This is a genomic window from Sinisalibacter aestuarii, assembly GCF_027923545.1.
Classification (GTDB): domain Bacteria; phylum Pseudomonadota; class Alphaproteobacteria; order Rhodobacterales; family Rhodobacteraceae; genus Sinisalibacter; species Sinisalibacter aestuarii.
Map to the genome: position 1 here is coordinate 55,271 of NZ_BROH01000015.1, position 26,874 is coordinate 82,144.

Consider the following 26,874-nt stretch of genomic DNA (forward strand, 5'->3'; position numbering starts at 1 on the left):
CGCCATGCCAGCACCGTCAAACAGCTTCAAAGCGCGCCTGAAATCCGGCGAAACGCAGATCGGCCTCTGGGTCGGACTTGGGGATGCGAGCGTGGCCGAGTTGGCGGCGGTCACTGGCTTCGACTGGCTGGTGATCGACGGCGAGCACGGCCCAACGGGTTGCGCGACGTGCTTGCGCAGTTGCGGGCGGTGGGCGGCAAGAGCCATCCTGTGGTGCGGCTGCGTGACGACAACCGCGCCGAGATCAAGCAGATGCTCGACATCGGTGCGCAGACGCTCCTGGTGCCGATGATCGAGACCGCCGAGCAGGCACGCGAGGTTGTGCGCTCGGTCAATTATCCGCCGCAGGGCGTGCGCGGTGTCGGCGCGGCCCTCGCGCGGGCTTCGGACTACAACGCCATCGCCGACTATCTGCAGACGGCAAATGAGGAAATCTGCCTGTTGCTCCAGGTCGAGAGCCGGGCCGGGATCGCCGTACTTGACGAGATCCTTGCGGTCGAGGGGGTGGACGGAGTGGTCATCGGTCCCGCCGACCTTGCCGCCGACATGGGCCACCTCGGCAAGCCAGGAGCCCCCGAGGTGCAGGCAGTGGTGAACGACGCGCTTGCCCGCATTCGTGCGGCGGGCCGGGCGGCGGGCATCCTCACCTCGGACCGGGCCTTGGCGCAAGGCTATGCTGCGATGGGTGTTGAGTTCCTTGCCGTCGGCTCCGACGTGGGCGTGATGCGCGCGGGCCTGACCGCGCTGCGCGCGGCGTTCTGAACCGCGAGGCTCAGGCGGCCTCGGCGAATTGCCCCGGGGCGCAACCGAACAGCCGGCGGAACTGGCGGTTGAAATAGGATACGTCGTTGAAGCCGCAGGCATAGGCGATCGACGATACCAGCATCGGATCGCGCTCCGACGCACAGCGGGTCGACCCACTTGATCGCCTGCCTTCATTAGGTGCATTGATCGCCGCCACATTGATGACAGCTATGATCATGCGCACTCAGTTCCCGACTCGCCAATCATGAAAAACGTCGTTTGTGAACAGAACCCATGGTCTGGCTGCGAACCCATGTGAGCCGCCCCAATGCTTTTCGCGATACCTCAGGTGAAAGACCGACTTGGTTTGTCTGCCACTAGCTCATTCGGCGAAAAGTTCATCAAAATATCATAATATGATACAAGTAGGCAAAATAGTATTACAAAGATCACAAAATGGACTACCTAGAGGAAAGTACATTGATGAAAACGAAGTGAGGACCGAAATGACTGGACTTTCCGCCGGGGCAAAATTCCGACAGGCTTTGAATGAGGAAAGCCCGCTGCAAGTGATGGGGTCGGTTAACGCCTACACGGCGATGATGGCCGAGCGTGTGGGCTACAAGGCCCTCTACCTTGCGGGCGCGGGGGTCGCGAATGCTTCCTATGGTCTCCCGGATCTCGGAATTACCAACCTTACTGATGTGTTGACTGACCTCCGCCGGGTGACCGACGCTGTGGACCTTCCAATTCTTGTCGATGTCGATACCGGATTTGGCGGCGCGTTCACGATTGCGCGTCTCGTGAAGGGCCTGATCAAGGACGGCGCCGGCGCGATGCATATGGAGGACCAGGTTCAGCTCAAGCGCTGTGGGCATCGCCCGGGCAAAGAAATCGTGTCCAAAGACGAGATGGTGGATCGTATCAAGGCCGCAGTTGACGCAAAGACTGATAGTGACTTCTTCATTGTCGCGCGGACAGATGCTTTGGCGATTGAAGGGCTCAATGGCGCCGTCGACAGAGCGTGCGCTTATGTAGAGGCAGGCGCGGACATGATCTTTGCGGAAGCCTGCACCGAGCTTGAGCAATACAAGGCCTTCGTGGATGCTATCCATACACCGCATCCGGTGCTGGCCAATATTACTGAGTTTTCAAAAACTCCGAATTTCACCCTCGATGACTTGCGCGGGGTGGGCGTGTCGGCTGCGTTGTACCCACTTTCTGCGAACCGTGCCATGAACGCCGCGGCGCTCAAAGTATATCGGCACATTCGTGAGGTCGGCTCGGCCAAAGGAGTGCTGGACATCATGCAAACACGCGAAGAACTCTACGATTTCCTGAACTATCACGACTACGAACAGAAGATCGACGAGTTGTTCCGCAAGCAAAACTAACCGAAAGCAGACTAGGGAGGACGTCATGTTTAACAAACGCGGATTTCTAAAGATGGTGGTGGGGGCGATGACGCTGGCGACGGCCACGCCAGCACTCGCACAGGATAGCTTTCCGTCGAAACCGGTGCGACTGATTGTGCCGTATTCGCCAGGTGGCGGCACGGATGTCACGGCTCGCATCGTCGCTGACGGAATGTCAAAGTACCTCAGCCAACCTGTCGTGGTGGAGAACCGGCCGGGCGCATCGGGGACTGTGGGAACGCTTCTTGCAAAGGAAGCCGATGCGGATGGATACAACATTCTTTTTGGGATCCAGGCAACTTTGGCTCTGAACCCATCGCTGTTTACTTCGGCCACCTACGACTCCAAGGAAGACTTCACCGGCGTGGCACTGCTTTCCGAGTCACCCTACGTGATTACGGTGCCAGGCGCGTCCGATATCACGGACTATGAGAGCTTCGCGGACGCGGCGAATGACAATATGACGATGGCAAACGGTGGTAGCGCCGCGCTACTGGCCGCGCGTCTCCTTGCAAGGCAGGCTGATCTCAACTTCACCAACATTCCGTACCCGGGCTCAGGCGATGCGATTTCTGACATCCTAGCCGGGCGTGTTAATGCGATGATCAGTTCACCGGTTTCGGTACTGCCACATGTGGAAAGCGGTGCGCTTCGGCCCATACTCGTGACAAGTTCTGAGTCCTATCCGGCATTGGCAGACACACCGACCGCCGACTCACTTGGGTTCGACGGCTTCAACGTTGTCGGTTGGTACAGTGTCGTGGCACCGGCAGGTGTGCCACAGGATCGGATCGACATTCTGAACGCTGCGTTCAATGAAACGTTGGCCGACGAGGCTGTGCGCCAGAAGCTCATCGACGTAGGTGTGACGCCTTCATCGCGCGGCCTGGATGCAGCCGCAACTTCAGCCTTCATTGCTTCGGAGGTGGACCTGTGGTCGAAAGAGATCGCCGACGCGGGCATCGAAGCGAAGTAACCACCGATCAAATCGCGAATGGCCGGGAGGGCGGTGCCCTCCCGGAAACCGGAGACATGACATGCCACATGCGTGGATCGAGTATTCGAAAAACATAGCCGAAGAACCTGAGCTCAAAACGTTTCGGGAAGGCGTTCGGGATGCCATGTTGGAAACCGGGATTTTCCCGGTAGCGGGGCTCCGGATACGGCTCCAGGAGGTTGATTGCCTCGTCGGTGACGGCAACGCCGACAACGCGTACATACACCTCAAGATCAGGATCGGCGAAGGCCGCAGCGCTGATGTCAAACAAAATGCTGCAGATCTGATATTTACGCGTACCTCGACCCATCTAAAGCCACTCGCAGACCGGGGTCCATTGGCATATGCCTTCGAGATGCAGGAGATTCCGAGCGCTTACAGTTACAAAATGAACAACCTGCGGGAATACATCGGAAAGATTTGAGCAGAATACAGCGGGGAGGAGCGAGCATGAAGGCAATGTCGGCAATATACGGCGGCCTTCTGGTCGCGATTTTTGGGGTCATCTTCTTGGTCGGAAGCACAGGCTTCGACATGGGGACACCACGCAATATGGGGCCAGGTATGTTCCCAATCGTGTTGAGCATTCTCACGATCGTGGTTGGGTTTGCTGTTGCTGTAGGCGATCTAGTGTCGGGAAACACACCCCAAGGGCCCTTTCCCTGGCGGCCATTGTTCACTGTCGGCACGGTCATCGCCTTGTTTGCCTTGTTGATCGAACCGGCGGGCATTGCTGTCACAACTATGTTGGCCATTGGCTTGATGGGTTTTTTCGTTTCGCGGATGAAACCGGTCGAGACCCTGTTGTTAGGTGTAGGCCTAGCTTTGTTTCTCTGGGTGGTATTCGTTCTCGGTCTGGGGATGCCGCTTAACTTCCTCCCGGAGGCAATCCAATGATGGACTTTTTTCAAGGTATCCCCGTCGCCCTGCAGCCCATTAACCTTTTTTATGTGTTGGCCGGTGTCGTTCTGGGCAACATTGTTGGGGTGCTGCCCGGAATTGGGGCAATCGCCGCGATCTCGATCCTGTTGCCAGTCACATTCTATCTGGAGCCCACTACGGCCGTCATCATGCTAGCAGGCGTGTACTACGGCGCGGAGTATGGCGGATCGATCGCGTCAATTCTGCTCAACCTTCCGGGTACAGCCTCCAACGCGATCACCACGCTCGATGGCTACCCCATGGCCAAGCGTGGGGACGCAGGCCTTGCCCTTCTGACGGCACAGCTTTCCTCTCTGGCTGGGGGTACCTTTGGCATTCTCTGCATGGTTCTGTTGTCGCCTTTGATCGTTCGGTTCTCTCTATCTTTCGGCCCGGCAGAGTACTTTGCAACCTTGTTCCTCGGTCTTGTAGCAGGGTCGGTTGCAGTAGGTGGCGCCCCGATACGGGGCGTGGCGATGGTCCTCTTTGGGATGTTGCTCGGTACCATTGGACTCGACCTCAACTCCGGTGTCGCGCGATTTGATATGGGGACGCCGAACCTGCTCGATGGCCTGTCAATTGTTGCGGTCGCTATGGGTCTGTTTGGTATCCCGGAGGTCATTTCCAATCTCGGTGATAGAAACGATGGTCGCCACGCCATTACTATTACGGCGCGGGAGATGTTTACGGCTTTCAAGCGGCTCAAACGGATCATTCCGTCAATCCTGCGCGGCGCAAGTGTGGGGAGTCTGATGGGACCGCTGCCCGGAGCTGGCCCGACGATCGCTTCGTTCCTTGCCTATTCTCTGGAGCGTTCCGTCGGTGGTAAGAAGCATGAGTTCGGGACCGGCCGTATCAATGGTATCGCAGCGCCTGAAGCAGCAAACAACGCGGCGGCGCAAACAGCGTTTATTCCGACAATGACTCTGGGGATTCCTGGGACGCCGACAATGGCGATCATCCTCGGGGCACTCATGATCCACGGTATTGCTCCCGGCCCGCAACTTGTCAGCGGGCACCCGGAACTGTTTTGGGGTCTCGTGGCGAGTTTCTGGATTGGCAACATCATCCTGGTTGTTCTCAACGTGCCTTTGATCGGAGTTTGGGCGCGGCTTATTTCGGTTCCGCGCCGGTTCTTCTTCCCGGTAATTATCGCGCTGATTTGTGCAGGTGTTTTTGGGGTCGCTAACTCGACCTTCGATATTTGGGCCGTGTTGGTGATGGGGGTGTTCGGTACGGTGCTGCGATTTTTTGGGTTCTCGCCTGCGCCGCTGCTTGTCGGCTTCGTTCTTGGACCTATGATTGAAGAGCACCTGCGCCGTGCACTGATGATCTCGGGCGGCGAATTTGCATACCTGTTCAGTTCACCTACAGCGATCGTACTGCACTCAATCACGCTATTGATGGTCATTTCGCCCATTGTTGGCGCGATCTGGAAACGTCGCCGTCGATTGGCCCAGTCGAAGACCACTCGCGAGATGGATCAGCGACCGTAGGTCATCGGCCGCATTCGCGACAGCTTGTGCTCCAGGCGAGCCACTTCCTTCTCGAGCGCATTAACGACCAAATCTAGATGCTCCCCCTGCATGCGATCGCGGATGCTCGAGACGCTCATAGATGCGAATGGCACCTCGCGGCAGTCACGGATCGCCTTAGCGATCGTCCTTACGCCGAAGTCGGGTACATCACGGTGGACATATCCTACGACGCGCGCCTTTTCGATTACATCGAGCAGTGAGTCATTCCCACCGCGGAAGGCGGATAGTTCTTCGGCGTGTGCCTGTAGATGTGCATCTGCAGCGTTCGGGGCCATGGCCGCCAATATGGCGATCCCGCCCGCTCCAAGGCCTATCGTGCGCTGGACACCGACATCAAGCATGAATGCCTTCACTGGATAGCTGCCGCTTTCGCGTACGATACAGGTCACACTGCCGCCGGTCACACGATTCAGGAATACGGTGTCACCAGTAGTGTCGACAAGGCGGTTAACGCTTGGCTCAGAGAGTGCTTTGAAGTCAAAGACCGGCTGAACCATAAGGCTTAACTCATAGATACGGGGCCCCAAGTAGTATCGACGGGTTTCGCGATCCTGGGCAACATAGCCGTGTTGAACGAGGGCATGAAGCATGCGCCGGGCCGTTGGTCGGGTCAGGCCACACGCTGCTTCGATCTCATTGAAGGATACGCCGTCAGTTCGGCCGTCGGCGACGATGTCCATGATCACTGTGGCACGGTCGATCGTTTGAGTCCCAGTTACCATTTTGCTCCTTGAGGATGGGCCGCGAGTGCTTGATTTCTAACCGTATGAACGAGTTGTTACCAGCCTGTGCTTAGCTGTGCAGAGGGTTTTGTAAGGAAACCTTGGTTTGAGCGGTGCATGCTCGCATCGAAGCTGTGGACCGATCGAAACCAGCACAGAGCTTGGCATAGGTGGGATAAAAACACTTGGATCAAATTCCGTCCGCTCCGGACCAGATGCCGACGTGTTCTGGGACTTCAGCTAAGGTAGGGATCGGGCGAAATCAGATGCAATATTGTTTGCCGGGAATTTTTTTGCCCCCCCGGACCCAACGGGAAAAATGTTGACGTAGGGTAGGGCACTTGGAGGACAGCGCATCTAACCTACTGTTTTTAAATCTTTTTGTGTTCGTAGAAGACTCAACTCCCTATCGGATTAGAAAACTTAAGCATGAGCGGGAAAAAAATCTGCGCGTTGTGGAGAGTGCAGGTCTGCAGCGAACCGAGGTCGGAGTTTTCACCCCCCCCCCCCGCCCTCGTTCAAGCAGGAATTGCGATGGTTGGTAACGGCAGGGTGTCCGGTTCTTTTGCGGCCTCGGAAAGTCCTAGGAGCCGTCAGTCGCTGGGACAAATGGAACGTTTCCGGGACAATCCGAAGTCCCAGAAAGAAGCTTGAAAAACAACAACTTTTTCGACATGTGACAAAGGACCTTGACCAAAAGATGGACTGGTATTGGGGTCAGTTTATCCTCGTGTGGTGGGGAGGTTTGTCCGCAGCAGACGCGCGCGAACCTAGGGAATTTTCTAGTTGGACGCCGAATTCGGATCCGCTGGAATTATGCCACGGCTGAATGACCTCGGCTTTTCTGCTGCCTCAAGGATTGTGCTGAATCGGGACGCATTTTGCGACGCACTGTATCCCATTCAGCCCTCCACTCGTTGTTCGATCCATTTTTGAACGTCGCAAACCCGGTATCGAACTGATCGGCCAAGTCTGACGATTGGCGGGCCGTCACCCCTAGAAACTGCTAACTCGAGAAATCTAACCGGAATACCAAAATTCTCTTCCACCTCACTCCGATTCATAAGACGAACCGGCGTTGTCAGAAGAACCGGGCTTGAGACGGGCGGGGGCGCCTCGTAGCCTTGGCGGATGATCAAGCGCTCTCCATTCCGCTACTTCAAGACCAGTCCTGAAATCATCCGCCTTGCAGTGATGTTGTACGTCCGGTTCCCGTTGTCGCTCCGAAATGTCGAAGATCTTCTTCATGAGCGCGGTATCGATGTGAGCCACGAGACGGTTCGATTTTGGTGGCATCGGTTCGGCCCGATGCTCGCTTCCGAGATACGAAAACGCCGCATTGAGGGCATGCGATCGAGCCGTTGGCGGTGGCACCTGGACGAGATGTTCGTCAAGATCAACGGCGAAATGAATTACCTTTGGCGTGCTGTGGATCACGAAGGCGAGGTCCTCGAAAGCTTTGTCACAAAGACACGTGGCAAGAAAGCGGCCTTGAAATTCCTAAAGAAAGCAATGCGCAAGCATGGTCGACCGGAGGAAATCGTCACGGACCGGTTCAGGTCATATGGGGCGGCGCTGCGCGTCCTCGGTTCCGAAGATCGTCAACAGACAGGGCGCTGGAAAAACAATCGCGCGGAGAATTCCCACCTCCCATTTCGACGACGGGAGCGGGCGATGCTTCGCATCCGTCCACGCCTTCGTCTCGAACCATTTCAGCCAAGAACGCAGCCTCTCAAGTCGCGACGTCTTCAAGAGGAAACGCACCGCCGCTCTCGCCGAGTGGCGCGGTCTTCTCGCGGCATAAGGGACAGTGTCACTGTCCAAATGGAGACTGGTTCGAATTATTCTGCCAGCACCATCATTGGGCACGGGTCAATGCAGGGATCTCTGATTGAAGACTGAATTCCAGTGCTGCCACGAGAGCTGCGCAATCCCATTCGCGAGGAGTTCGCACACGAAGGTTGGGAATCCTCTACCATCTCAGCCTAGGAAAATTCGTGGGAGGTGGACATGAACAACCGCACTTGGCGACCAGATCTTTCCGATCCCGGCGTTCAAAAACGACTCGCTCCGCGGAATGCGATCTACTTCAATCTGATCTCTTATTGCCGACACATCGGTCTCAGAAAGCTCGACGATAGAAATTCGACGTGGGTCGCGCGTATCAGGCGGAAAGATGGGGGCTACACACAGAACTGCCTCGGCCATGCAACGCAAGCCGGCGAAAACCTTATGAGCTATGAAGAGGCTGTGGAATGTGCAGAACGGTGGTTTCGTCGCAGTGACGTGCGGCGGATTGCTGCGGAACCCTACCAGGTTGGCTCAAAACGAACCTTGTCGATTTGCCCAATCGGGCTGGAGTACTCAGTTGGGCACGCGTTGGCTGACTATCTGGATTGGAAGCGCTTACGCCGACATCTCGAATGTCGCGACTTCTGCATTGCGATGGGATGAGGTTGTGATCGACCGAACCAATCGACGATGGCAGGAACTCCTGAGCATGGCGCGGCTCTTTTTGCAGGGACGCTATCAGACGACCACAGGCGGTTCGGGGCAGGGCACAGCGTTGCTTTTCGAAATGAACACTCTCTTCGAAGAGTACGTCGGGCGCCTGGTCACCCGTGCCTTGTCCAAGACAGACTTCAGTGTTTCGCTACAAGGTGGGCGTCTCTTTTGTCTCTCTGCGGAAACGACTGAGCGAGGTCTGTTCCCTACGAAGCCGGATATGGATCTGCATTGTTATTAAGTGGCGGTAGAACACATAGGTCCTCGACTAGCCTGACACCGCCTTGCTGAGGGTCTGTGGGGTCAGGCTTCAAGCGCGGCTTTCCAAGCTTTTCGATACAAGGTGAGCCTATCCGCCAGGGACGCATCATCATGCGCCTTGGTATTGGGCGAAAGCACCTTCCCCGTGGCGGCAAGCAGGGCCGCTCCTTCCGAAGTGCCGGTGGTGGAGGCCGCCGTTTCGATTGGACTGCCGCTGGCGACCGCGAGCATGGCGATGAAAGCCCGGTTGCGTGCGAATGGACCTTCGACCACGACCGGGCCACGATGGCCGATAAGATTGAGGCATTCGGCCACCACGAGCGCCAGGTAGAAGCCCATCGCCGCGCCGCGTTGGGGGCTGTCGGTGGCGGGTTCCGCGCCGACCCAGTGGGCCTCGCGCCCCTGAAACGGACCGCTCTCGGACACAAGTGCGGGCAGAAGCATGATGCCGCTGTCCAGCACCTCTGCCATCGCGGCCTCGCCGGGATCGACTTGCGCACCCTGCATTGCAAGTGCCCACTCGCGCCCACCCATGAAGCGAGCCGAGGGAACCGGGTCGCCCAGAGCGTTGACGTTGACCAGCGTGTCGCGGTTCGGGTCAAGCGCAACCGGATCACCGCCAACGGCCATCGAAATCACCCAGGTGCCGGTCGACACGACCGAGAACGGGGCTTTTCTTCCGAGCACATAAGGAAGGAGTGACGCGTTCGAGTCATGGATGCCGACATGGACGGGTGTTTCGGTGGAGAGCCCTGTGTGCAGAGCAATGTCGGGCAGGACCGTGCCGAGCACCTCGGCCGAGGGCCGCGCCGGGGCGAGTGTCTCCGCGATGCCGAGCCGGTCGACCAGCGAAGAGAAGCCCCGGGCCTCGGGATTCCACAAATCGGTGTGACAGCCGAGTGAAGATACGTCCGTCGCTGTGACGCCGGTCAGCCGGTAGCCCCAGTACTGAGGATAGGTAACGATGGTCGCGGTGCGCCGGGCCAATTCCGGATCGGTTGCGAACATCCAGTGGATCTGCGCGCCTAGGTTCAGCCCCATAGGCAGCCGCGGTGAGCCCGTTTCGGAGAAGGGAGGGCGGATCTCGTCATAGGCGGTGGCCATCTCGTCGGGGCCGGTATGCTCATAATCGAGCATCGGGGCGGCAAGGCTGCCATCGGCGGCGAGCAGCACGGCTGCCGCGCCGTGGGTCGTGACCGAAATCGCGTCGACACCATGCTCGCGGTGAAACGCACCCAGGGCGTCGAGCAAAAACCCCCAGTGCCCGTCGAGGTCGAAATGCGGCCACGGTGGGCCGGGCAGAACCTTGTTGGGGCGCGTGACCACGGCGATCTCGCCGAGGGTGTCGAGGTCGACCAAAGCGAGCTTTGCATTGGTCTTGCCGATGTCAAAAACGGCGACGTGGGTCATGGAATGTGGAACACGGTCTCAAGCGGGATCGAAACCGGTTCATTATCCGCGTTCGTCTCCATTATGTCAGCCATGTGGGCCCACCACTTCTGCATCACTGGGTGAGAGGGCAGATCGTCCATCTTGTGGTCGTCGGTGCGCCAGAGCACGCCGAAAAGCGTGTTCGTTTCCTCGTCGAGATGGATGGAGTAGTCCGACACGCCGGCCTCTTTCAGCAAGGAGACAAGTTCCGGCCAGATCTCGTCGTGTCGTTTTTTGTACTCTGCCTTCATTCCAGGGTTCAGGCGCATCTTGAACGCGTGTTTCTGCATCAGGGCCTCCGGACCATGTTCCAAAGGCGGGGCAGGGCGATAACAGAGATGAGCAGCGCGCCAATGACAATCGACATCACGATGCCGGGAACGTTCAGCAAGCCCAGCCCGAAAGTGACCAGTCCCATCACGAAAGCCGCGATCACCACGCCGGGGATCGTTCCCGAACCACCCAGAATGTTGACACCACCCAGCACGACCATCGTCACCACCTCGAGCTCCCAGCCAAATGCAATAGAGGGCCGCGTCGAGCCCAGCCGCGAGGTCAAGCACACCGCCGCGACACCGGCCATCAGCCCGGTGAGCAGGAACAGGATGAATTTCACCCGCGCCACCCGGATGCCGGAAAACAGGGCGCCGGTGGGGTTGTTCCCGATGGCAAAAATGGCTCGGCCGAAATTGGTCTTGTGCAGCACGATTCCGTAGATCACGGCAAGCACTGCGAAGAGCACAAACTCGAAGCTGATCACCCACCAGACATAGCCTTGCCCGAAGAACGCGAAGCTCTCCGGATAGCCCCGATAGGCCTGGTCGCCGAGCACGATATAGGCGATGCCGCGAAACAAACTCATCGTGCCGATGGTTACGACGATTGAAGGCAGGCCGAGGCCTGTGACGAGAAAACCGTTGAAGGCGCCTGCCGCTAGCCCGACGGCAAGTCCAATGGCGACGATCGTAGGCGTATCCGCACCCATCTGAACCGCCGCCCCCATCGCGGTCGACGCAAGCGCAATGATCGAGGCAACCGAAAGGTCGATCTCGCCCGAGATGATCAGGAGTGCCATGGCGAAAGCGATCATCGCCTTTTCGGTGAAGTTGAACGTCGCGTCCGACAGGTTCCACGCGTTAAGGAAATAGGGCGAGGCAAACGAGTTTGCGATGAAGATCGCCACCGCCACGATCAGCAGCAGCGTCTCCCAGCTCTTCAGCCGACGTGCCAGCGGAGATTGCAGCCGATCGGGAACGAAATGCGATGACGTGCTCATGCTGCCTGCTCCGCTCTCTTGAGGATGACCCGGCCCTTGGTGCGGTTGGCACGCGCATTGAGGGCAACAGCTATGATGATTGCGCCGCCGGAAATCGCGAGTTGCCAGAAAGGTGAGACGTTGATCACCGGAAGGGCATTGTTGATGACTCCGAGGAACACTGCGCCGAGGAGCGCACCGATGACGGAACCGATACCACCGGCGATCGATACGCCACCGATCACGCAGGCCGCGACGACTGTGAGCTCGAAGCCCCCGGCGATATCAACATAGGCCACGGCGTAGCGCGAGACCCAAAGATAGCCCGTGATCCCGGCCAGCGCGCCAGCGATGGTATATGCCCAGAACTGGGTGCGCCCAACGTTGATGCCGGCATAGACCGCCGCATGCGGATTTCCACCCACAGCGTAGAAGGCCCGCCCCAGCGTGGTACGTGTCATCAACAGGTAAATGACTACGACGGCGAGGATCGCAACCCAGGACAACACTGGTAGGCCGAGGACTTCAGCACGCGGGAAGGCTTTGAATGGGTCGGACATCTCGTGAGAATTGACCCATTTGCCTTCCGAAATTAGGAAGATGATACCCCGGTAAATGGTCATCGTGCCGAGCGTGACCACGATTGGCGGGATCTCCAACTTCCAGACCAGAAGGCCGTTAAACAAGCCCATGATCGTTCCGAGCGTCACCGCGATTACAAGGATGACTGGGACCGGAACGCCGGGATAGGCGACATTCAACATTGCCACGACCATGCCAGTGAGAGCGAGGTTGGCGGCGACTGAGAGATCGATGCACTTCGTGAGGATGACGATCATCTGCCCCAAGGCGAGGAGGATCAACGGCGATGTGTCGTTGAATACCGAGGCGAGGTTGCCCGGCGCGACAAAACCCGGAAAACGTGTCGCGATTAGCGCCAGAAGCATAACGATGGCGCCCAGGAGGATCGTTTCGCGTGCGGTGACGAGACGTTTCAACATTGCTTAGCCTTCCATGGCTTCGGTGGCAATACCGGCCGCGTGGCGGACCAGGGTTTCTGGGGTCATGTCGTCTCCGTCGACCTCGGCCACGATCCGACCCTCACGCATCACGATGATGCGATCGGACATGCCAAGAACTTCGGGTATCTCGGAAGAGACCATAATGACGGCGAGGCCCTGGGCGGCGAGCTCAGTCATGAATTCGTGCACGGCGGCCTTGGAGCCGATGTCGATACCTTTGGTGGGTTCGTCGAGGATGATGACCTTGGGCTGTGTGGCAAGCCACTTGGCGATGACCACCTTCTGCTGGTTTCCGCCCGAGAGGCTCTCCACCGGGGTATCCAGCGAGGCCGCGCGCAGGTCGAGCCGCTCGGTGAAACTGCGCGCGAGCTGAAATTCCTCTGCAAGCCGGATGAAACCCTTGCGCGAGGTTCGTGCGAGTGAGGGCAAGGTGATATTCTGAAAGATAGGCATGGGCGTGATCGCGCCCTGCTTGCCACGGTCCTCAGGCACGTAAACGATGCCGTGGCCAACCGCATCTGCTGGCGAATGAATCGAAACCGCGGTCCCGTCGATTTTGACCATCCCGCCGGCGGGTTTGGTGATCCCAAATAGCGACTGCATGAATTCAGAGCGCCCGGCGCCCACGAGCCCGTAAAAGCCAAGGATCTCACCTTTCTTCAGCGAAAAGCTGATATCCGCGAATTCGGTTGGGTGCTCGTAACCATCTACTTCAAGCACAGTCTCGCCGGGGGAGGCCGTGCGGGTAGGGAAGATGTTGTCGACCTCGCGGCCTACCATCATCTTGACCAGCGCATCGTTGTCGACTTCGGCAATACGTCCCTCACCGACGAACTGACCGTCACGGAACACGGTGTAATTATCAGCGATCCGAAAGATCTCGTCGAACTTGTGGCTGATAAACAGGATCGCTTTGCCTTGCGTTTTCAACTGCTCCACCAACTCATAGAGCTCCTGGATTTCCTTGTGGCTGAGTGCCGCGGTTGGCTCGTCCATGATGACTACGCGCGCATCGATCGACAGCGCGCGGGCGATGGCCACAAGGTGTTTGTTGGCGATGCCGAGATCTCTGAGCTTGTGCGATGGGTCGATTTCGGCGCCAATCTCATCAAGGATGGCGCGCGATTTCCGGACCATCTCGGGCCAGTCCATCAGGCCAAACCGCCCACGCGGGGCATGGCCGAGGAAGATATTCTCCGCCACCGAAAGCTCGTCGAACAGCACCGTCTCCTGGTGGATCGCGGTGATACCTGCGTCAGCCGCTGCTTGGGCGGTAGAAAACCGCGTCGCTTCGCCGTCGACGATAATATGGCCCTCAGTGGGCTGGTAGATACCGGTCAGAATCTTGACAACGGTCGACTTGCCCGCGCCGTTCTCTCCGACCAGAGCTGTGACCTGTCCCGGGAAGAGGCTCAACGATACTTCCGAGAGTGCTTTCACCCCAGGGAACGTCTTGGTGATGCCGTCGAGGGCGAGGATCGGAGTAGATGCGGTCACGGCTGCTGCCTCGGTACTTTTTTCGGACTTCATCAACATGGCACGCCTCACCCTGATGGCATATTGGCTCCCCGGCACGAACGCAGCCCGCGCCGGGGTGGGAGGAAGCGATCAGAAGATCGACTTGAATTCCTCGATGTTCGACGCGTCGTAGGTGAAGGGATCCGACATCGCGCCCGTGTTCGTGTCGTCCAGCGTCACCGCGCCGATCCGGCCCATCGAGATCGAGGCGCCGGGCTCGGCGGCCGCGTTGCCAGCGGCCAGTTCATGGGCGATGTAGGTCGCCGCGTAGCCGAGGTCGATCGGATTCCAGATCGCGAAGCTCTCGGTGGCCCCCGATTCGACGCAGCCGGCCATTTCCGACGGCAGGCCGAGGCCGGTCACGTTGACCTGGCCGATTTTGCCTTCGTCGGTCACGGCCTGGCACGAGGCGAGAATACCCACGGTCGTCGGCGCGATGATCGCCTTCAGATCAGGGTAGGTCGCCATGAGGCCCTGCGCTTCGCGGTAGGATTTGTCCGACAAATCGTCGCCGTAAACGGTCGCGACGAGGTTGATGCCCGGGTAGTTCGGCAACACTGCCTTGGCGGCTTCGATCCAGGCGTTCTGGTTGGTCGCGGTGGCCGAGGCCGAAAGGATCGCGACGTCGCCGCCATCGGGCATGTGATCTGCGGCCAGCTTCAGGATCGTATTGCCGATCAGTTCAGTCGACGACGGGTTGAGGTGCATCATGCGGCCTTCCGGCGCCACACCTGAATCCCACGAGATCACGGTAATGCCGCGGTCCATCGCCTTCTTCAGTGCCGGGACAAGCGCGTCGGGGTCGTTTGCGGAGATCGCGATTGCGTCGACACCTTGCGCGATCAGCGAGTTGATCACTTCGATCTGGCCTTCAGCGGTGGTGTCGGTCGGGCCGGTGTAGATGATCTCGGTGCCGCCAAGCTCGCCGGCAGCTTCCTCGGCGCCCTTTGCGGCCGCTTCGAAGAAGCCGATGCCCAGTGCCTTGACGACGAGCGCGATGCGCATGTCCTGGGCGTTGGCGGCGGTGGTGGTGGCGGCCAGCGAAGTTGCCATTGCCGCCGTGGTCAGTACTTTTTGCATAACACTCATGATGTCCTCCCTGAGCGTGTTTCGTGGTGCGGTTATGAGGCCGCGCCTTCCTCGCTTTCGCGTCCCGTCGCGACGTTTGCGACGATCAGCTTGATCTCCGCCGCCTCGAGCATCGCTGCCGCGCGGTCGGAAATGCCATCGTCGGCCACCACCACGTCGATCCGCTCGAGGGGGATCAACACCAGCGACGACCGGTTTTCAAACTTCGTGCTGTCGACGAGCACCACCAGCTCGTCGGTCTGGCCGATGAGCTTGTGCTCGGCTTGGATCAGCAGGGGATCGGCCTCCATCAGCCCAAGCGGCCCGATCCCTTGCGCGCCCATGAACATCCGCCGTGCGTAGAAATTGCGTGTCACGTCGTTTTCGAAGGGGCTGAGCACGATCTGCTGCTCGCGGTAGATCACGCCGCCTGAGAGCATCACTGTGTTCTTTGAGTGCTTCAACAAATGCTCGGCGATCGGGAAGGAGTTGGTGAAGACCTGCAGCCGTTTCGAGGCCAGCGGATGGACCATCTGGAAGGTCGTCGTGCCGCCGTTGATGATGATCGGTTCGCCGTCTTCGCACAGGTCCGCCGCCGCTTTGGCGATGGCCTGTTTCTGCTTGATGCGGTGGGTCTCGTTTACCGCGAAGGTGCGCCCTGCAAGGCCGACGAATTGCGGCGGGGCGATGGCTTCGGCGCCCCCGCGCACGCGCCGGAGCTTCTTCTGCATGTGGAGCGTGGCGATGTCCCGGCGCACGGTGGCTTCGGACACGCCCGTGAGGTTCACGAGGTCGACCACGGTCACGACAGGACGATCCTGGACAGCGGACAGAATGAGCCTGTGGCGTTCACTCTCGTGCATCTTTTCCTCCCTTGAGGCGTGACGCTGCGAAGATTCTCGCTCAAAGTCAATCAAATTTTGTCACATATGCACATAATAAAATGCATTATGATTGGAAATGATCGTTTCTGATTGACATTTCGCCGCACCAGCCGCAGCCTTGCGGCGGCAACAGACTCGGGCGCGCGGCGCCTTTGGGAGGACATCAGCATGACCAAGACCTCTGCCGCCTCGCGGCTAGAAAACCTTTGGGACGACAGCCGCGCGGCCTCGATGAGCGAGCCAGAAAAGCTGCTGTATCGGTCCAACCTGCTTGGCTCCGACAAACGGATCACCAACTACGGCGGTGGCAACACGTCGGCGAAAGTAATGGAGAAAGACCCGCTAACCGGAGAGACGGTTGAAGTGCTGTGGGTCAAGGGCTCGGGCGGCGATGTCGGCTCGATCAAAGTCGACGGCTTCGCCACGCTCTACATGGACAAGCTGAACGCGCTGAAGGGTGTCTATCGCGGCGTCGAGTTTGAAGACGAGATGGTCGGCTACCTGCCGCATTGCACATTCAACCTGAACCCGCGCGCCGCTTCGATCGACACGCCCTTGCACGCCTACGTGCCCAAGAAGCACGTCGACCATATGCATCCGGACGCGGTAATCGCCATCGCGGCTGCGAAAAATTCGCGCGCGCTCACCGCGGAGATCTACGGCGATGAGATCGGCTGGCTGCCGTGGAAGCGGCCGGGCTACGAGTTGGGGCTGTGGCTCGAGAAGTTCTGCCTCGAAAACCCGGAGGCCAAGGGGGTCGTGCTCGAAAGCCACGGGCTTTTCACCTGGGCCGACGACGCGAAGGATTGCTATGAGCTGACGCTGGAGATCATCCAGAAGGCGACGGACTGGTTTGCAGCAAAGACCGAGGGCAAGCCGGCTTTTGGCGGCGCGCAGCACGAGAGCTTGTCGGCTGAAGACCGGCGCGCCGTGGCAGCGAAGCTGATGCCCGCCGCGCGCGGTATGGTTTCCGGTATACAGCACATGGTCGGCCATTTCGACGACCAAGACGCGGTGCTGGATTTCGTGAATTCGCAGGACTTCGTGGCGCTTGCGGCGCTCGGCACGTCCTGCCCCGACCACTTCCTTCGCACCAAGATCCGTCCGCTGGTGGTGGCTTTCGATCCGGCCAAGGGAAATATCGACGAGGTCCTGGCCCATCTGCCGGAGCAAGTGGCCGCCTACCGCGCCGACTACACCGCCTATTACGATCGCTGCAAACACGACAACTCGCCCGCCCTGCGCGATCCCAACGCGGTGGTCTGGCTGGTGCCGGGCGTGGGCATGATCACTTTCGCCAAGGACAAGGCCACCGCGCGTATCTCGGGTGAGTTCTACGTCAACGCGATCAACGTGATGCGTGGTGCCTCAGGGGTGAGCGAGTATGTCGGCCTGCCCGAGCAGGAGGCCTTCGATATCGAGTACTGGCTGCTCGAAGAAGCCAAGCTGCAGCGCATGCCGAAGCCTAAGCCGCTGGCGGGCCGCGTCGCGCTGGTGACCGGCGGGGCAGGTGGCATCGGCTCGGCGACAGCCGAAAAATACCTCGCCGAAGGCGCCTGTGTCATGTTGGCGGATATCAACGCCGACAGCCTCGCGGCAACCGCCGAAAACCTCTCGGGCCGATACGGCAAGGACGTTGTGCGCACTGTGCAGATGAACGTCACCGACGATGCCGCCGTGGCTGCCGCCTACGCAGAGATCGCGGTGGAGTTCGGCGGGGTTGATATTCTGGTCTCGAACGCCGGAATCGCCAGTTCGGCCCGGGTCGAAGAAACCACGCTGGATCTGTGGCAGAAGAATATGGATATCCTGTCCACCGGCTATTTCCTCGTCTCGCGCGAAGCCTTCAAGGTGCTGCGCGCGCAGGGCATCGGTGGTGCGGTCGTGTTCGTCGCGTCGAAGAACGGCCTCGCCGCGTCGCCCAACGCCTCGGCCTATTGCACCGCCAAAGCGAGCGAAATCCACCTCGCCCGGTGCCTCGCGCTGGAAGGCGCCGAAGCCGGGATACGGGTCAACGTGGTGAACCCCGACGCCGTGCTGCGCGGGTCGAAGATCTGGGAAGGCGAATGGCTGGAGCAGCGCGCCTCGACTTATGGAACTGACAAAGAAGGTCTTGAGGAGATGTACCGAAATCGTTCGATGCTCAAGCGCTCTGTTTTCCCGGAGGACATTGCGGAAGCGGCTTATTTCCTTGCCTCCGATCTCTCGGCCAAGTCGACCGGAAATATCATCAACGTCGATGCCGGCAATAAGGAGGCGTTCACGCGCTGACGCTGGATCGGGGAGGACATTATGCGGCTCAGCCAATGCCATAACTTCCATGACTTCAGAGAGTTGGCGCGTCGACGCCTGCCCGGACCGATCGTCAACTACATCGACGGTGCGGCGGAGGACGAAACCACTTATCGCCGCAACACCGCCGCTTTCGAGCAGGTCGACCTGCTGCCGCAGGTGCTGCGCGGAGTCGAAGAGGTTGACCTGTCGGTCGAGATCATGGGTCAGAAGCTGGCGCTGCCCTTCTACCTTTCGCCCACCGCCTTGCAGCGGTTGTTCCATCACGACGGCGAGCGCGCCGTGGCTGCGGCGGCGGCGAAATACGGCACGATGTTTGGCGTCTCCAGTCTCGGAACCGTGAGCCTCGAAGAGCTGCGCAGGGCGCATTCCAACCCGCAGGTCTACCAGTTATATTTCCACAAGGACCGTGGGTTGAACCGGGCGATGATGCAGCGTGCCAAGGAGGCGGGCGTTGAGGTGATGATGCTCACCGTCGACAGCATTACGGGCGGCAACCGCGAGCGCGACAAGCGCACCGGGTTTTCAATCCCGTTCCGGCTCACGCTCGCCGGGATGATGCAGTTCGCGCTGAAACCGATGTGGGGGATCAACTACGTCACCCACGAGAAATTCAGTCTGCCGCAGCTCGACGAACACGTCGACATGGGCGGCGGCACAATGTCGATCGGGCGCTACTTCACCGAGATGCTGGAGCCGACCTTGAACTGGGACGACCTCGCCGAGATGGTCGAGGAATGGGGCGGCAAGTTTTGCCTGAAAGGCATCATCCACCCCGACGACGCCGTGCGGGCTGCCGAGGTTGGCTGCGACGCGGTGATCCTGTCAAACCATGGTGGACGCCAACTCGACGGCTCGCGCGCACCGTTCGACGGGCTGGCCGAGGTGCTCGACGTGGCGGGCGACAAGCTCGACGTGATCCTCGACTCGGGCGTCCAGCGTGGCACCCATATCGTTAAGGCGCTTGCGATGGGCGCGAAGGCGGTCGGTATCGGGCGCGGCTATCTGTTTCCGCTTGCCGCGGCCGGGCAGGCCGACGTCGAGCGAATGATCGGCCTCCTGAAAGAAGAGGTCGAACGAGACATGCGGCTCATGGGAGCGGCCTCGGTGGCCGATCTCGGCCGCGACAACCTGCGGTTTCGCTGACCGCGAAAAGGAGAACCCAGATGAGCAAATCCTACGATGCCGCCCGCGACGTCTTCGCCGGTTGGGAGGTGGACACAGAGGCTGCGCTCACGGCGCTGAGTCAGATCCCGATCTCGATGCACTGCTGGCAGGGCGATGACGTGGTGGGCTTTGAGAAGAAAACTGGCAGTTCCGGCGGCGGCATCCAGGCCACCGGCAACCATCCCGGGCGCGCCCGCACCCCCGAAGAGCTGCGTGCCGATCTCGAGTTTGCCTACTCGAAGATCCCTGGCAAGCATCGCCTCAACCTCCATGCCTTCTACATGGACACGGATGAAAGCCCGGATCGTGACGAGATCGAGTATCGCCACTTCATCCCCTGGGTCGACTGGGCGAAGGAGCAGGGGCTTGGTCTCGACTTCAACCCGACCTTCTTCGCGCACGCCAAGGCCGACGACAACCTGACGCTCTCACACCCCGACGCGGGAATCCGCGACTTCTGGATCGAGCACGGCAAACGCTCGCGTGAGATCGCAGCGCGGATGGGAGAGGCGCTGGGCAGCGCTGCGGTCAACAACATCTGGGTGCCGGACGGATACAAGGACATACCGGTCGATCGCATGGCGGCGCGTCAACGGCTCGAAGCCTCGCTAGACACGATGTGCGCGGAAAAGCACGACAAGGCACACATGCTCGACGCAGTCGAGTCGAAGCTCTTCGGGATTGGTGTTGAGGCCTGCACCGTCGGCAGCCACGAGTTTTATCTCGGCTACGCGATCAAGCGCGGGACGCTGCTCTGCCTTGACATGGGGCATTTCCACCCGACCGAGAACATCGCCGACAAACTTTCGTCGGTCGCCCTGTCGGTCGACGAGCTGCTCCTCCATGTCTCGCGCCCGATGCGTTGGGACAGCGACCACGTGATCCTGCAAGACGACAGCATTCTCCAAATGGCACAGGAGCTGGTCTTCACCGGCCTGCTCGACCGCACCCATATCGGGCTCGACTTTTTCGACGCCACGATCAGCCGCACCGCCGCTTGGGTGATCGGCAGCCGCAACATGCAAAAGGCACTGCTGCGCGCGCTCTTGCTCCCACAGGACCGGCTGAAAGAAGTCGAGGAGAACCTCGATTGGACCACCCGCCTCATGCTCACCGAAGAGGCGCGGGATCTGCCTTTCGCGGCGGTCTGGGAAGAGTTCTGCGAGCGCAACGAAGTGCCCGCCGGCCTGGGCTTGATTGACGACCTCGATGCCTATCAGGCTTCGGTGGCTGGGAGGGGTTGAGATGGCGACTTTCACGCACCCGATCAGTTTCGTCAAAGAAGCCGCGCCGTTCGTGCATCTTTGCTGGAAGATGGGATGGAACGAAGCCAACGGCGGCAATTTTTCCTGGCGCCTGCCAACGCAGGAGATCGAAGGCATCCTCGCGCGCCACTATGCGGAGCTTCAGCCCGGCCCGACAGTGCCGATGCCCATCGACGAGCCCAACCTGGACGGCGAATACTTCCTCGTCACCGGCTCGGGCCAGTTCTTCCGCCATGCGCTGGAACGGCCGAACCAGGTGTTTGGCATCGTTCAGATCGTTGAGGGCGGTAGGGCCTGGCGGCAGGTTTGGGGTTTCACTTCAGGGGCGCGGCCGACGTCAGAGTTCGCCACCCATCTTGTAGCCCACGCCATCCGCAAGCGCCTGTCGGATGGGCGTGAGCGGATGATCCTTCACGCGCATCTGCCGGAGTTCATCGCTCTCTCTTTCCTCGAGGACCTCGACAGCCGGGCGCTAACCAGGGCGCTGTGGGAGAAGATGCCCGAATGTATCGTAATCTTCCCCGACGGCGTGCGCGTGGTGCCACTCTTGTTGCCGGGCACGGTCGAGATCGCCGAGGCGTCGGCGCTTGAGTTGGAGAAATCGCGGATCATCTCGTGGAGTCACCACGGGATATTCGTTTCCGAGGAAAGCCCCGACAAGATCTTCGGCCTTGTCGAGACCATCGAGAAAGCCGCTGCGATCCACCGCAAGGTGCTTTCGGCGGGCGGGCCAAAACGGGCCATTTCCGACGATATTCTGCGTGAGCTGACCGCAAAGTTCGGGCCCATCATGGTTGCCCGACCGGAGTGGATCGACGGCTGAGCTAGGGACCGGCCCAACCGACAACAGCAAGCCAGCGGGCGCTGTCAGTGGGGCTTGGCTTTAGGCGGGCAGGTCTTGTCAGAGCAAATTGTTCCGGTACAGTTGGAAGTCGGAATTTCAGTGCTGATCGCAGTCACTTGCCTGGCCATTGGCCAGCAAACAGGGGAGTTTTGATCCGGCCTTGGAGCTGCCGGACGGGGAGGGACAGGCACCGACTTTTGTTTTGACAGTACCTTCGGGCGAGACGGCGCTGCGCAAAAAATGCAAAGATTTGAATGGGCTCTGTCAGAAAAACCCGCCTTGAGTGGGGCAAGGCGGTCTCGTAGCCTTGGGCTATGACCAAAAGCTCGCCCTTCAAGTACTTCAAGACTTCGCCTGAGATCATTCGCCTGTCGGTGATGCTCTATGTGCGGTTCCCGTTGTCTTTGCGACACGTCGAAGACTTGCTCCACGAGCGCGGTGTCGAGGTGAGCCACGAGACGGTCCGATTTTGGTGGCATCACTTCGGTCCGATGTTCGCATCCGAGATCCGCAAACGCCGGATCCAGGGCATGCGATCGAGCCGGTGGCGTTGGCACCTGGACGAGATGTTTGTGAAGATCAATGGCGAGATGCACTACCTTTGGTGAGCTGTGGACCACGAAGGCGAGGTTCTCGAAAGCTATGTCACGAAGACACGAGACAAGAAGGCAGCATTGAAATTCCTCAAGAAATCCATGAAACTCTATGGTCGGCCTCAGGTCCTGGTGACCGACAAGCTCCGGTCCTACGGCGCGGCGATGAAGGAGATCGGCAATGCCGATCGCCACGAAACCGGCCGCTGGTTGAACAATCGGGCTGAGAATTCACACCTGCCGTTTCGACGAAGAGAACGGGCAATGTTGCGTTTCCGGCGGATGCGAAGTTTGCAGAAATTTGCCGCCATCCATGCCTCGGTCTTCAACCATTTCAATTCGGAGCGGAGCCTCTCCTCCAGAGCAAACTTCAAGCTAAATCGTGCCGCCGCTCTCGCCGAGTGGCGTCAACTCTGCACGGCATAAAGGACAGCGTCATGGTTGCCCCAGCGGGCACGCAGCACCCTCTGCGAGAACTTCTTTGTCTTGAAATGGTCGAGGATCTCCCCGTCATTGGCGAGCATGCTCGACGCGGCAGGAAGCGAGAGACTGAGACTGCAGTTGGCCTTCCTCAGTCCCGATCACCACTGGGATGGGCAAGCTCGACAGTAGCATTGTCCACCCCGGCGTCCGGGGCTGCGCTGACGAGTTGTATCCTCCTGTAAGGAGCAATGCTTCCGGCACGGCGGAGAGCATCGTCGATCAGACTGTAGACTTCATCCCGACAATCCACGACGCGCTCGAACCGCGGTACCCAGTATCGGACGGTATAGCTGATGCCACCTTCTTCATAGGATCGCACGCGGATATCCGGGGCCGGCTCCTGTTGGATCAGTTTTCCCTCTCCTAATGCTTCCAGCATGATCTTCCGTGCGTTTCCGATTGATAGCACGTGGTCCAGAGTGATGTTGATCTGCGCGCGAAATTCCTTCTTTGGTGCGGAAAAGTTTGTGATCCGCTGACGTGAAATCTGGCTATTTGGCAAGATCATATACGTACCATCGACCGTAAGCAGCCGCGTCGTCCGCCAGCCGATCTCGATGGCCTTGCCCTGTGCCAATGTATCAATGTCAATCCAGTCTCCTATGCGGAACGGCGCTTCGATGGCAAGAGCGATGCCCGAAAGGGTGTCAGCGACCACGTTGCGGATTGCAAAGCCTAATAGCGCCAAAATGATGGTTGAGCCTGCGACGGCACCAAGCGCACCTTGCCCCAGGTAAAGCGACCCGATTGCCGCAAAGGCTGCTGTGAAGAAGAATGCAGCGATGAGGTCTTTCAAAAGGCGGGGGTAGGGCCGATTCCCACCCATCTGATCCAAAGCCATTGCCACCACACGGCTCGCAACCCATGCAGCGGCCAGATAGATCACGGTTGTGAGAAAAAGCGAGAATTCCTCACTTGTGGCAAGAAATTCGGGCAAGTCAGATTGGTATACTGTAAGACCGACACTGATCAACAGAACTGCGGCTGGAAAGATAACGCGGGTCAGATGGCGGATTAAATTCACGGGGAATCTCCTTTGGCGTTCGGTGCCATTCCTCATCACTGTTCGAGATACCGCAGGTTTTTGGCGGACGGACAAGTGCGCAGGAACGCCAGGTGGAACAAGATGGGATGCACGTTATCCTCCAGTCTCATCAGGAGTGAAAGCAGTGACAACTTCATGCAACAACGTTCCCTCCAACGAGGAGGTGCAGATGTTGTTGTCAAACGGTTGGGATCATTCGATCCGCGATGCCCCGAGGCGTGAAGCGGCACAACGTGACGCCCCGCCCGGGGCTACCGGCGATTGAGTGTCTGTCCTGCGAAGCACAGGGACCTCATATGTGTGCGGATCTTCATGCACCGGACATGGGCGATGTGACCCCCATTTCCAACTCTGCCGGCCGAGTAAGTCGGTATCTATTGCAGGTTTCGCGCCGACTGGGCCATTTAAGTCACTAAAGCGCCAATCCGACAATACCTACGCCGCTCGATTGACGCTCAAGCCGCGCAGACATACATTACCGCCATGATGGATCAGCTAGATCATTTTCGATTTATACTGCTGAACCGCCCGTTTCTCCGGGCGGTCTAGGCGCGTTCGCGCCTGCCATACCTCCCAGGGTCTCCTCACATACTTGAAACGTGAATGCGGTGAAATTCGCCCGAGGAGAAACTATGTGCGACTTCAATCAGCCCCATCAGCCAGCTATCCAACCGCGATCGCTTGCGAGAATATTGCGGAACATTCCGCTTGCCTTGCCCGCTACCGACTACCAAGAGCTCCAAGCGCATCTCGAAGATTGCGAATGTGCCTTGCGTCCTGGCTCGAAGCTGCTGGCGTATGTGCTGGCAAACAAACTGATGAACCGTCGGCCCGAGGACGCTGTGCATCACAGCGACCTTGTGGTTGGTGGGTCCTGCGTCACGTACGTCGTAGATGGGGAGCGCCCCAGACAGGCCTTCTCGTTTATCGCGCCAGAGCAGGACTGCCCTGCGGTGTCATCCCAGTTGCATCGCTGCTTGGGGCTACGTTGATCGGTATGAAGATCGGGCAGCGTGGCCCGCTCCTAATCTGAAAACGGCAGTATCAGAAGGCTTCTTGTGAATGACGTTAAAAGTCCAATTTGGGTCTCTGGGAAAAGCCAATGTCATCACCAAAGTAAGGAGAGTTAAAGATGCCTCAATCTATTCAAACAGCAGCGAAGCCGACCAAACGAAATCCAAAGATCATTCTCAATGCAGAAGACCTCACGCATCTGGAGGCCTTGGCCGACGGCATGATGAAGCGTTACCCGGCTGTCGCGGACCGCCTGTTTGACGAGATCGGGCGTGCCCGTATCGTGTCATACTCAAAGATGCCCCGAGACGTCGTCAGCATGGGCAGCACCGTGACCTATCGTGATGAAAGCACCGGGCAGGAAAAATCTGTTACGCTGGTCTATCCCGACGAGGCAGATATCGCCAAGTTGCGCGTATCGGTCATGACACCTATTGGTGTCGCGCTTCTGGGCTTGGCTGAGGGCGCCAGCTTCTATTGGGACACGCGGGAAAACCAGCGGCGTATGTTGACGGTCCTAAGCGTTAAGCAACCTTCTCTGCAAAACTGAAGCTGTGCGTAGACCTCGAACCGCTCGATGAACGCCGTCCTTGCAGGATGATGCTTATCTTCGATCATTTTAACGGCAGTCAGGGCTTTGTGGCTAAGGCTGCAGACGAAAAGGTTTTTTCTCATGACGGTTGTTATCAAGGGCGTGGGCGTTATCGGCGTCACCACCGCATATTATTTGGCAAAGCAAGGCGCTGAGGTCGTGGTGATCGACCGCCAAGCCGGACCGGGCCTGGAGACCAGCTACGCTAATGCAGGTCAGTTGAGCTATGGCATGACTTCTCCTTGGGCGGCTCCCGGCATCCCGATGAAAGCCGTCAAATGGATCTTCATGAAGCGCAGGCCCCGGTTCATCTGGCCGTTAATCAGCCCGACCATGCGGAAATGGTGCGTGCAAATGGTGCGCAACTGTAATCAGTAAAGCTACCGGATCAACAAAGGTCGCATGGCGCGTGTGTCCTGGAAAATACTGCATAGGCAAGGGTAGTCGCAGTCGCCAGCACCGCGAAAATGGCGAAAGCGCGGATGTGACCGATCCGGCAATTCACGCGCTTGCCGCGCAGCCCCCCAAGTACGAGTTCCCGTTAATGGATCCCATTTGCGCTCCGGTAACGCGGAAGTGCCGTGCCTTTACGAAAACGTATCAAAGCACATGACCCGTCGCAAACGCTTGGCGCAGGCTCTCATCGGCGCAATTGCGCCGAGCGCTCGAGACTTACTGTGACGCTATTGAAAGGCGTATCGGCAGGGCTCATATCAGTTTCATGACGATGTTCAGTCTTCATAAGAGGTTCCTGCTTTCAGCAGGAAAGCTGCTGAACCGCCGGTGACCCCGGGCGGGGCAGGCCAGTACGGCTGTCTCACGCCTCGGGGCTAACTCTTATCTCTCACCGATCTACACATGTGACGGAGGCTCCCGTGCTGTCCGGTTGTAACTTGCGCAATTCCGCAAGTTGACCGCGTTCGGCTGCCCGGTCTCACGTAATAGCTTCAGTATCTCTGGAATGGAGAATGACATGCACCCCTATATGTTCTTTCGAAACGATCCCGCACCTGCGCTGCGCTACGCACGCGCTTATCGCAAGCCTTCAAAATCGGGGGAGGCTCTGCGCCGATGGCTGCGAGCCGCATTCCGGCGTTGGGAGCGACGCAAGATGATTGCGGCGCTGGAAGCCATGGATGACCGGCTTCTACGGGACATCGGCATATACCGCAACGACATCCCGCGTTTGGTAGATGGCTTCGACGATCGCGAACTTCGGATGCGCCCGCTGGCGACTACGAATGCCAAGCCGGAGGAGATCTACGAAGAGGTTTGTCGCAACGTAGCTTGAGCGGCAT

General features: G+C 59.0%; 25 protein-coding genes and 3 pseudogenes. 18 read left to right on the top strand and 10 right to left on the bottom strand.

Annotation, left to right across the window (positions count from 1 at the left end; all coding sequences use genetic code 11):
- The first annotated feature begins 4 nt into the window (after positions 1–4).
- A pseudogene (locus QMG28_RS18750) lies at positions 5–762 on the top strand (aldolase/citrate lyase family protein).
- Between the two features lie 10 nt (positions 763–772).
- Here the strand turns inward: QMG28_RS18750 and QMG28_RS18755 are convergent.
- Entirely contained in the window at positions 773–982 is a 210-nt protein-coding gene (locus tag QMG28_RS18755; protein WP_281843769.1) for a helix-turn-helix domain-containing protein, read from the bottom strand.
- A gap of 268 nt (positions 983–1,250) precedes the next feature.
- Between QMG28_RS18755 and prpB the strand changes: the two genes are divergently transcribed.
- The 5 genes from prpB to QMG28_RS18780 all read left to right on the top strand — a co-directional run bounded on the left by prpB (position 1,251) and on the right by QMG28_RS18780 (position 5,573).
- Positions 1,251–2,138: a methylisocitrate lyase gene (prpB, locus tag QMG28_RS18760; protein WP_281843770.1), complete on the top strand. Its 888-nt coding sequence runs from the start codon at positions 1,251–1,253 to the stop codon at positions 2,136–2,138.
- A gap of 25 nt (positions 2,139–2,163) precedes the next feature.
- Positions 2,164–3,135, top strand: a complete 972-nt coding sequence (locus QMG28_RS18765; RefSeq protein WP_281843771.1) for a Bug family tripartite tricarboxylate transporter substrate binding protein — start codon at positions 2,164–2,166, stop codon at positions 3,133–3,135.
- A 61-nt stretch (positions 3,136–3,196) separates the two neighbouring features.
- Positions 3,197–3,580, top strand: a complete 384-nt coding sequence (locus tag QMG28_RS18770; protein WP_281843772.1) for a hypothetical protein — start codon at positions 3,197–3,199, stop codon at positions 3,578–3,580.
- A gap of 26 nt (positions 3,581–3,606) precedes the next feature.
- Positions 3,607–4,053: a tripartite tricarboxylate transporter TctB family protein gene (locus QMG28_RS18775; RefSeq protein ID WP_281843773.1), complete on the top strand. Its 447-nt coding sequence runs from the start codon at positions 3,607–3,609 to the stop codon at positions 4,051–4,053.
- Positions 4,050–5,573 carry a tripartite tricarboxylate transporter permease gene (locus QMG28_RS18780; protein ID WP_281843774.1) on the top strand — a complete coding sequence of 508 codons (1,524 nt, stop codon included), beginning with the start codon at positions 4,050–4,052 and terminating at the stop codon, positions 5,571–5,573. The genes QMG28_RS18775 and QMG28_RS18780 overlap by 4 nt, the downstream gene beginning before the upstream one ends.
- Here QMG28_RS18780 and QMG28_RS18785 read toward each other — a convergent pair.
- A complete protein-coding gene (locus QMG28_RS18785) occupies positions 5,561–6,337 on the bottom strand; it encodes an IclR family transcriptional regulator (protein WP_281843775.1) in 777 nt (258 codons plus the stop codon). The genes QMG28_RS18780 and QMG28_RS18785 overlap by 13 nt on opposite strands.
- A gap of 1,131 nt (positions 6,338–7,468) precedes the next feature.
- Between QMG28_RS18785 and QMG28_RS18790 the strand changes: the two are divergent.
- From QMG28_RS18790 to QMG28_RS18800, 3 genes and pseudogenes are all read left to right on the top strand, one after another.
- Positions 7,469–8,141 (top strand): annotated as a pseudogene (locus QMG28_RS18790) (IS6 family transposase).
- A gap of 206 nt (positions 8,142–8,347) precedes the next feature.
- On the top strand, positions 8,348–8,791 hold the full coding sequence (locus tag QMG28_RS18795) for a hypothetical protein (protein ID WP_281843776.1): 444 nt from the start codon (positions 8,348–8,350) through the stop codon (positions 8,789–8,791).
- 4 nt (positions 8,792–8,795) lie between these two features.
- Entirely contained in the window at positions 8,796–9,083 is a 288-nt protein-coding gene (locus QMG28_RS18800) for a 5-methylcytosine restriction system specificity protein McrC (RefSeq protein WP_281843777.1), read from the top strand.
- Positions 9,084–9,145: 62 nt separating this feature from the next.
- Here the strand turns inward: QMG28_RS18800 and QMG28_RS18805 are convergent, their stop codons facing one another.
- From QMG28_RS18805 to QMG28_RS18835, 7 genes are all read right to left on the bottom strand, one after another.
- Positions 9,146–10,513, bottom strand: a complete 1,368-nt coding sequence (locus tag QMG28_RS18805) for an FGGY-family carbohydrate kinase (RefSeq protein ID WP_281843778.1) — start codon at positions 10,511–10,513, stop codon at positions 9,146–9,148.
- On the bottom strand, positions 10,510–10,824 hold the full coding sequence (rhaM, locus tag QMG28_RS18810) for an L-rhamnose mutarotase (RefSeq protein ID WP_281843779.1): 315 nt from the start codon (positions 10,822–10,824) through the stop codon (positions 10,510–10,512). The genes QMG28_RS18805 and rhaM overlap by 4 nt, the downstream gene beginning before the upstream one ends.
- Positions 10,824–11,810 carry an ABC transporter permease gene (locus QMG28_RS18815; protein WP_281843780.1) on the bottom strand — a complete coding sequence of 329 codons (987 nt, stop codon included), beginning with the start codon at positions 11,808–11,810 and terminating at the stop codon, positions 10,824–10,826. Before QMG28_RS18815 ends, rhaM begins: the two co-directional genes overlap by 1 nt.
- Positions 11,807–12,790: an ABC transporter permease gene (locus tag QMG28_RS18820; protein ID WP_281843781.1), complete on the bottom strand. Its 984-nt coding sequence runs from the start codon at positions 12,788–12,790 to the stop codon at positions 11,807–11,809. Before QMG28_RS18820 ends, QMG28_RS18815 begins: the two co-directional genes overlap by 4 nt.
- A 3-nt stretch (positions 12,791–12,793) precedes the next feature.
- Positions 12,794–14,347 (bottom strand): sugar ABC transporter ATP-binding protein, encoded by a 1,554-nt coding sequence (locus QMG28_RS18825; protein ID WP_281843782.1) that lies wholly within the window; start codon positions 14,345–14,347, stop codon positions 12,794–12,796.
- A gap of 72 nt (positions 14,348–14,419) precedes the next feature.
- On the bottom strand, positions 14,420–15,418 hold the full coding sequence (rhaS, locus tag QMG28_RS18830; RefSeq protein ID WP_281843783.1) for a rhamnose ABC transporter substrate-binding protein: 999 nt from the start codon (positions 15,416–15,418) through the stop codon (positions 14,420–14,422).
- A 32-nt stretch (positions 15,419–15,450) separates the two neighbouring features.
- Entirely contained in the window at positions 15,451–16,260 is an 810-nt protein-coding gene (locus QMG28_RS18835) for a DeoR/GlpR family DNA-binding transcription regulator (RefSeq protein WP_281843784.1), read from the bottom strand.
- A 189-nt stretch (positions 16,261–16,449) separates the two neighbouring features.
- Between QMG28_RS18835 and QMG28_RS18840 the strand changes: the two genes are divergently transcribed.
- The 6 genes and pseudogenes from QMG28_RS18840 to QMG28_RS18865 all read left to right on the top strand — a co-directional run bounded on the left by QMG28_RS18840 (position 16,450) and on the right by QMG28_RS18865 (position 22,868).
- Positions 16,450–18,552, top strand: a complete 2,103-nt coding sequence (locus QMG28_RS18840) for a bifunctional rhamnulose-1-phosphate aldolase/short-chain dehydrogenase (protein WP_281843785.1) — start codon at positions 16,450–16,452, stop codon at positions 18,550–18,552.
- Between the two features lie 21 nt (positions 18,553–18,573).
- Positions 18,574–19,719 (top strand): alpha-hydroxy acid oxidase, encoded by a 1,146-nt coding sequence (locus QMG28_RS18845; protein ID WP_281843786.1) that lies wholly within the window; start codon positions 18,574–18,576, stop codon positions 19,717–19,719.
- A 20-nt stretch (positions 19,720–19,739) separates the two neighbouring features.
- Complete coding sequence (locus QMG28_RS18850; protein ID WP_281843787.1) at positions 19,740–20,984, top strand: L-rhamnose isomerase; 1,245 nt, start codon at positions 19,740–19,742, stop codon at positions 20,982–20,984.
- 1 nt (position 20,985) lies between these two features.
- Positions 20,986–21,828: a rhamnulose-1-phosphate aldolase gene (rhaD, locus tag QMG28_RS18855; RefSeq protein WP_281843788.1), complete on the top strand. Its 843-nt coding sequence runs from the start codon at positions 20,986–20,988 to the stop codon at positions 21,826–21,828.
- Positions 21,829–21,976: 148 nt separating this feature from the next.
- Positions 21,977–22,132 carry a hypothetical protein gene (locus QMG28_RS18860; RefSeq protein ID WP_281843789.1) on the top strand — a complete coding sequence of 52 codons (156 nt, stop codon included), beginning with the start codon at positions 21,977–21,979 and terminating at the stop codon, positions 22,130–22,132.
- A 31-nt stretch (positions 22,133–22,163) separates the two neighbouring features.
- Positions 22,164–22,868: pseudogene (locus QMG28_RS18865) on the top strand (IS6 family transposase).
- A 145-nt stretch (positions 22,869–23,013) separates the two neighbouring features.
- Here QMG28_RS18865 and QMG28_RS18870 read toward each other — a convergent pair.
- Complete coding sequence (locus tag QMG28_RS18870; protein ID WP_281843790.1) at positions 23,014–23,949, bottom strand: mechanosensitive ion channel family protein; 936 nt, start codon at positions 23,947–23,949, stop codon at positions 23,014–23,016.
- A 1,153-nt stretch (positions 23,950–25,102) separates the two neighbouring features.
- Here QMG28_RS18870 and rnk point away from each other — a divergent pair.
- The 3 genes from rnk to QMG28_RS18885 all read left to right on the top strand — a co-directional run bounded on the left by rnk (position 25,103) and on the right by QMG28_RS18885 (position 26,867).
- The gene (rnk, locus tag QMG28_RS18875; protein ID WP_281843791.1) at positions 25,103–25,534 is read left to right on the top strand and encodes a nucleoside diphosphate kinase regulator; all 432 of its coding nucleotides are present in this window, start codon (positions 25,103–25,105) and stop codon (positions 25,532–25,534) included.
- A gap of 123 nt (positions 25,535–25,657) precedes the next feature.
- Positions 25,658–25,954 (top strand): FAD-dependent oxidoreductase, encoded by a 297-nt coding sequence (locus tag QMG28_RS18880; RefSeq protein WP_281843792.1) that lies wholly within the window; start codon positions 25,658–25,660, stop codon positions 25,952–25,954.
- A 595-nt stretch (positions 25,955–26,549) separates the two neighbouring features.
- Positions 26,550–26,867 carry a DUF1127 domain-containing protein gene (locus QMG28_RS18885; protein ID WP_281843793.1) on the top strand — a complete coding sequence of 106 codons (318 nt, stop codon included), beginning with the start codon at positions 26,550–26,552 and terminating at the stop codon, positions 26,865–26,867.
- Positions 26,868–26,874 lie beyond the last annotated feature (7 nt).

Excerpts from the sequence above, each read along its gene's own strand:
- QMG28_RS18755 (WP_281843769.1), bottom strand. The coding sequence starts at position 982 with ATGATCATAGCTGTCATCAATGTGGCGGCGATCAATGCACCTAATGAA.
- prpB (WP_281843770.1), top strand. The coding sequence starts at position 1,251 with ATGACTGGACTTTCCGCCGGGGCAAAATTCCGACAGGCTTTGAATGAG.
- QMG28_RS18765 (WP_281843771.1), top strand. The coding sequence starts at position 2,164 with ATGTTTAACAAACGCGGATTTCTAAAGATGGTGGTGGGGGCGATGACG.
- QMG28_RS18770 (WP_281843772.1), top strand. The coding sequence starts at position 3,197 with ATGCCACATGCGTGGATCGAGTATTCGAAAAACATAGCCGAAGAACCT.
- QMG28_RS18775 (WP_281843773.1), top strand. The coding sequence starts at position 3,607 with ATGAAGGCAATGTCGGCAATATACGGCGGCCTTCTGGTCGCGATTTTT.
- QMG28_RS18780 (WP_281843774.1), top strand. The coding sequence starts at position 4,050 with ATGATGGACTTTTTTCAAGGTATCCCCGTCGCCCTGCAGCCCATTAAC.
- QMG28_RS18785 (WP_281843775.1), bottom strand. The coding sequence starts at position 6,337 with ATGGTAACTGGGACTCAAACGATCGACCGTGCCACAGTGATCATGGAC.
- QMG28_RS18795 (WP_281843776.1), top strand. The coding sequence starts at position 8,348 with ATGAACAACCGCACTTGGCGACCAGATCTTTCCGATCCCGGCGTTCAA.
- QMG28_RS18805 (WP_281843778.1), bottom strand. The coding sequence starts at position 10,513 with ATGACCCACGTCGCCGTTTTTGACATCGGCAAGACCAATGCAAAGCTC.
- rhaM (WP_281843779.1), bottom strand. The coding sequence starts at position 10,824 with ATGCAGAAACACGCGTTCAAGATGCGCCTGAACCCTGGAATGAAGGCA.
- QMG28_RS18815 (WP_281843780.1), bottom strand. The coding sequence starts at position 11,810 with ATGAGCACGTCATCGCATTTCGTTCCCGATCGGCTGCAATCTCCGCTG.
- QMG28_RS18820 (WP_281843781.1), bottom strand. The coding sequence starts at position 12,790 with ATGTTGAAACGTCTCGTCACCGCACGCGAAACGATCCTCCTGGGCGCC.
- QMG28_RS18825 (WP_281843782.1), bottom strand. The coding sequence starts at position 14,347 with ATGTTGATGAAGTCCGAAAAAAGTACCGAGGCAGCAGCCGTGACCGCA.
- rhaS (WP_281843783.1), bottom strand. The coding sequence starts at position 15,418 with ATGAGTGTTATGCAAAAAGTACTGACCACGGCGGCAATGGCAACTTCG.
- QMG28_RS18835 (WP_281843784.1), bottom strand. The coding sequence starts at position 16,260 with ATGCACGAGAGTGAACGCCACAGGCTCATTCTGTCCGCTGTCCAGGAT.
- QMG28_RS18840 (WP_281843785.1), top strand. The coding sequence starts at position 16,450 with ATGACCAAGACCTCTGCCGCCTCGCGGCTAGAAAACCTTTGGGACGAC.
- QMG28_RS18845 (WP_281843786.1), top strand. The coding sequence starts at position 18,574 with ATGCGGCTCAGCCAATGCCATAACTTCCATGACTTCAGAGAGTTGGCG.
- QMG28_RS18850 (WP_281843787.1), top strand. The coding sequence starts at position 19,740 with ATGAGCAAATCCTACGATGCCGCCCGCGACGTCTTCGCCGGTTGGGAG.
- rhaD (WP_281843788.1), top strand. The coding sequence starts at position 20,986 with ATGGCGACTTTCACGCACCCGATCAGTTTCGTCAAAGAAGCCGCGCCG.
- rnk (WP_281843791.1), top strand. The coding sequence starts at position 25,103 with ATGCCTCAATCTATTCAAACAGCAGCGAAGCCGACCAAACGAAATCCA.
- QMG28_RS18880 (WP_281843792.1), top strand. The coding sequence starts at position 25,658 with ATGACGGTTGTTATCAAGGGCGTGGGCGTTATCGGCGTCACCACCGCA.
- QMG28_RS18885 (WP_281843793.1), top strand. The coding sequence starts at position 26,550 with ATGCACCCCTATATGTTCTTTCGAAACGATCCCGCACCTGCGCTGCGC.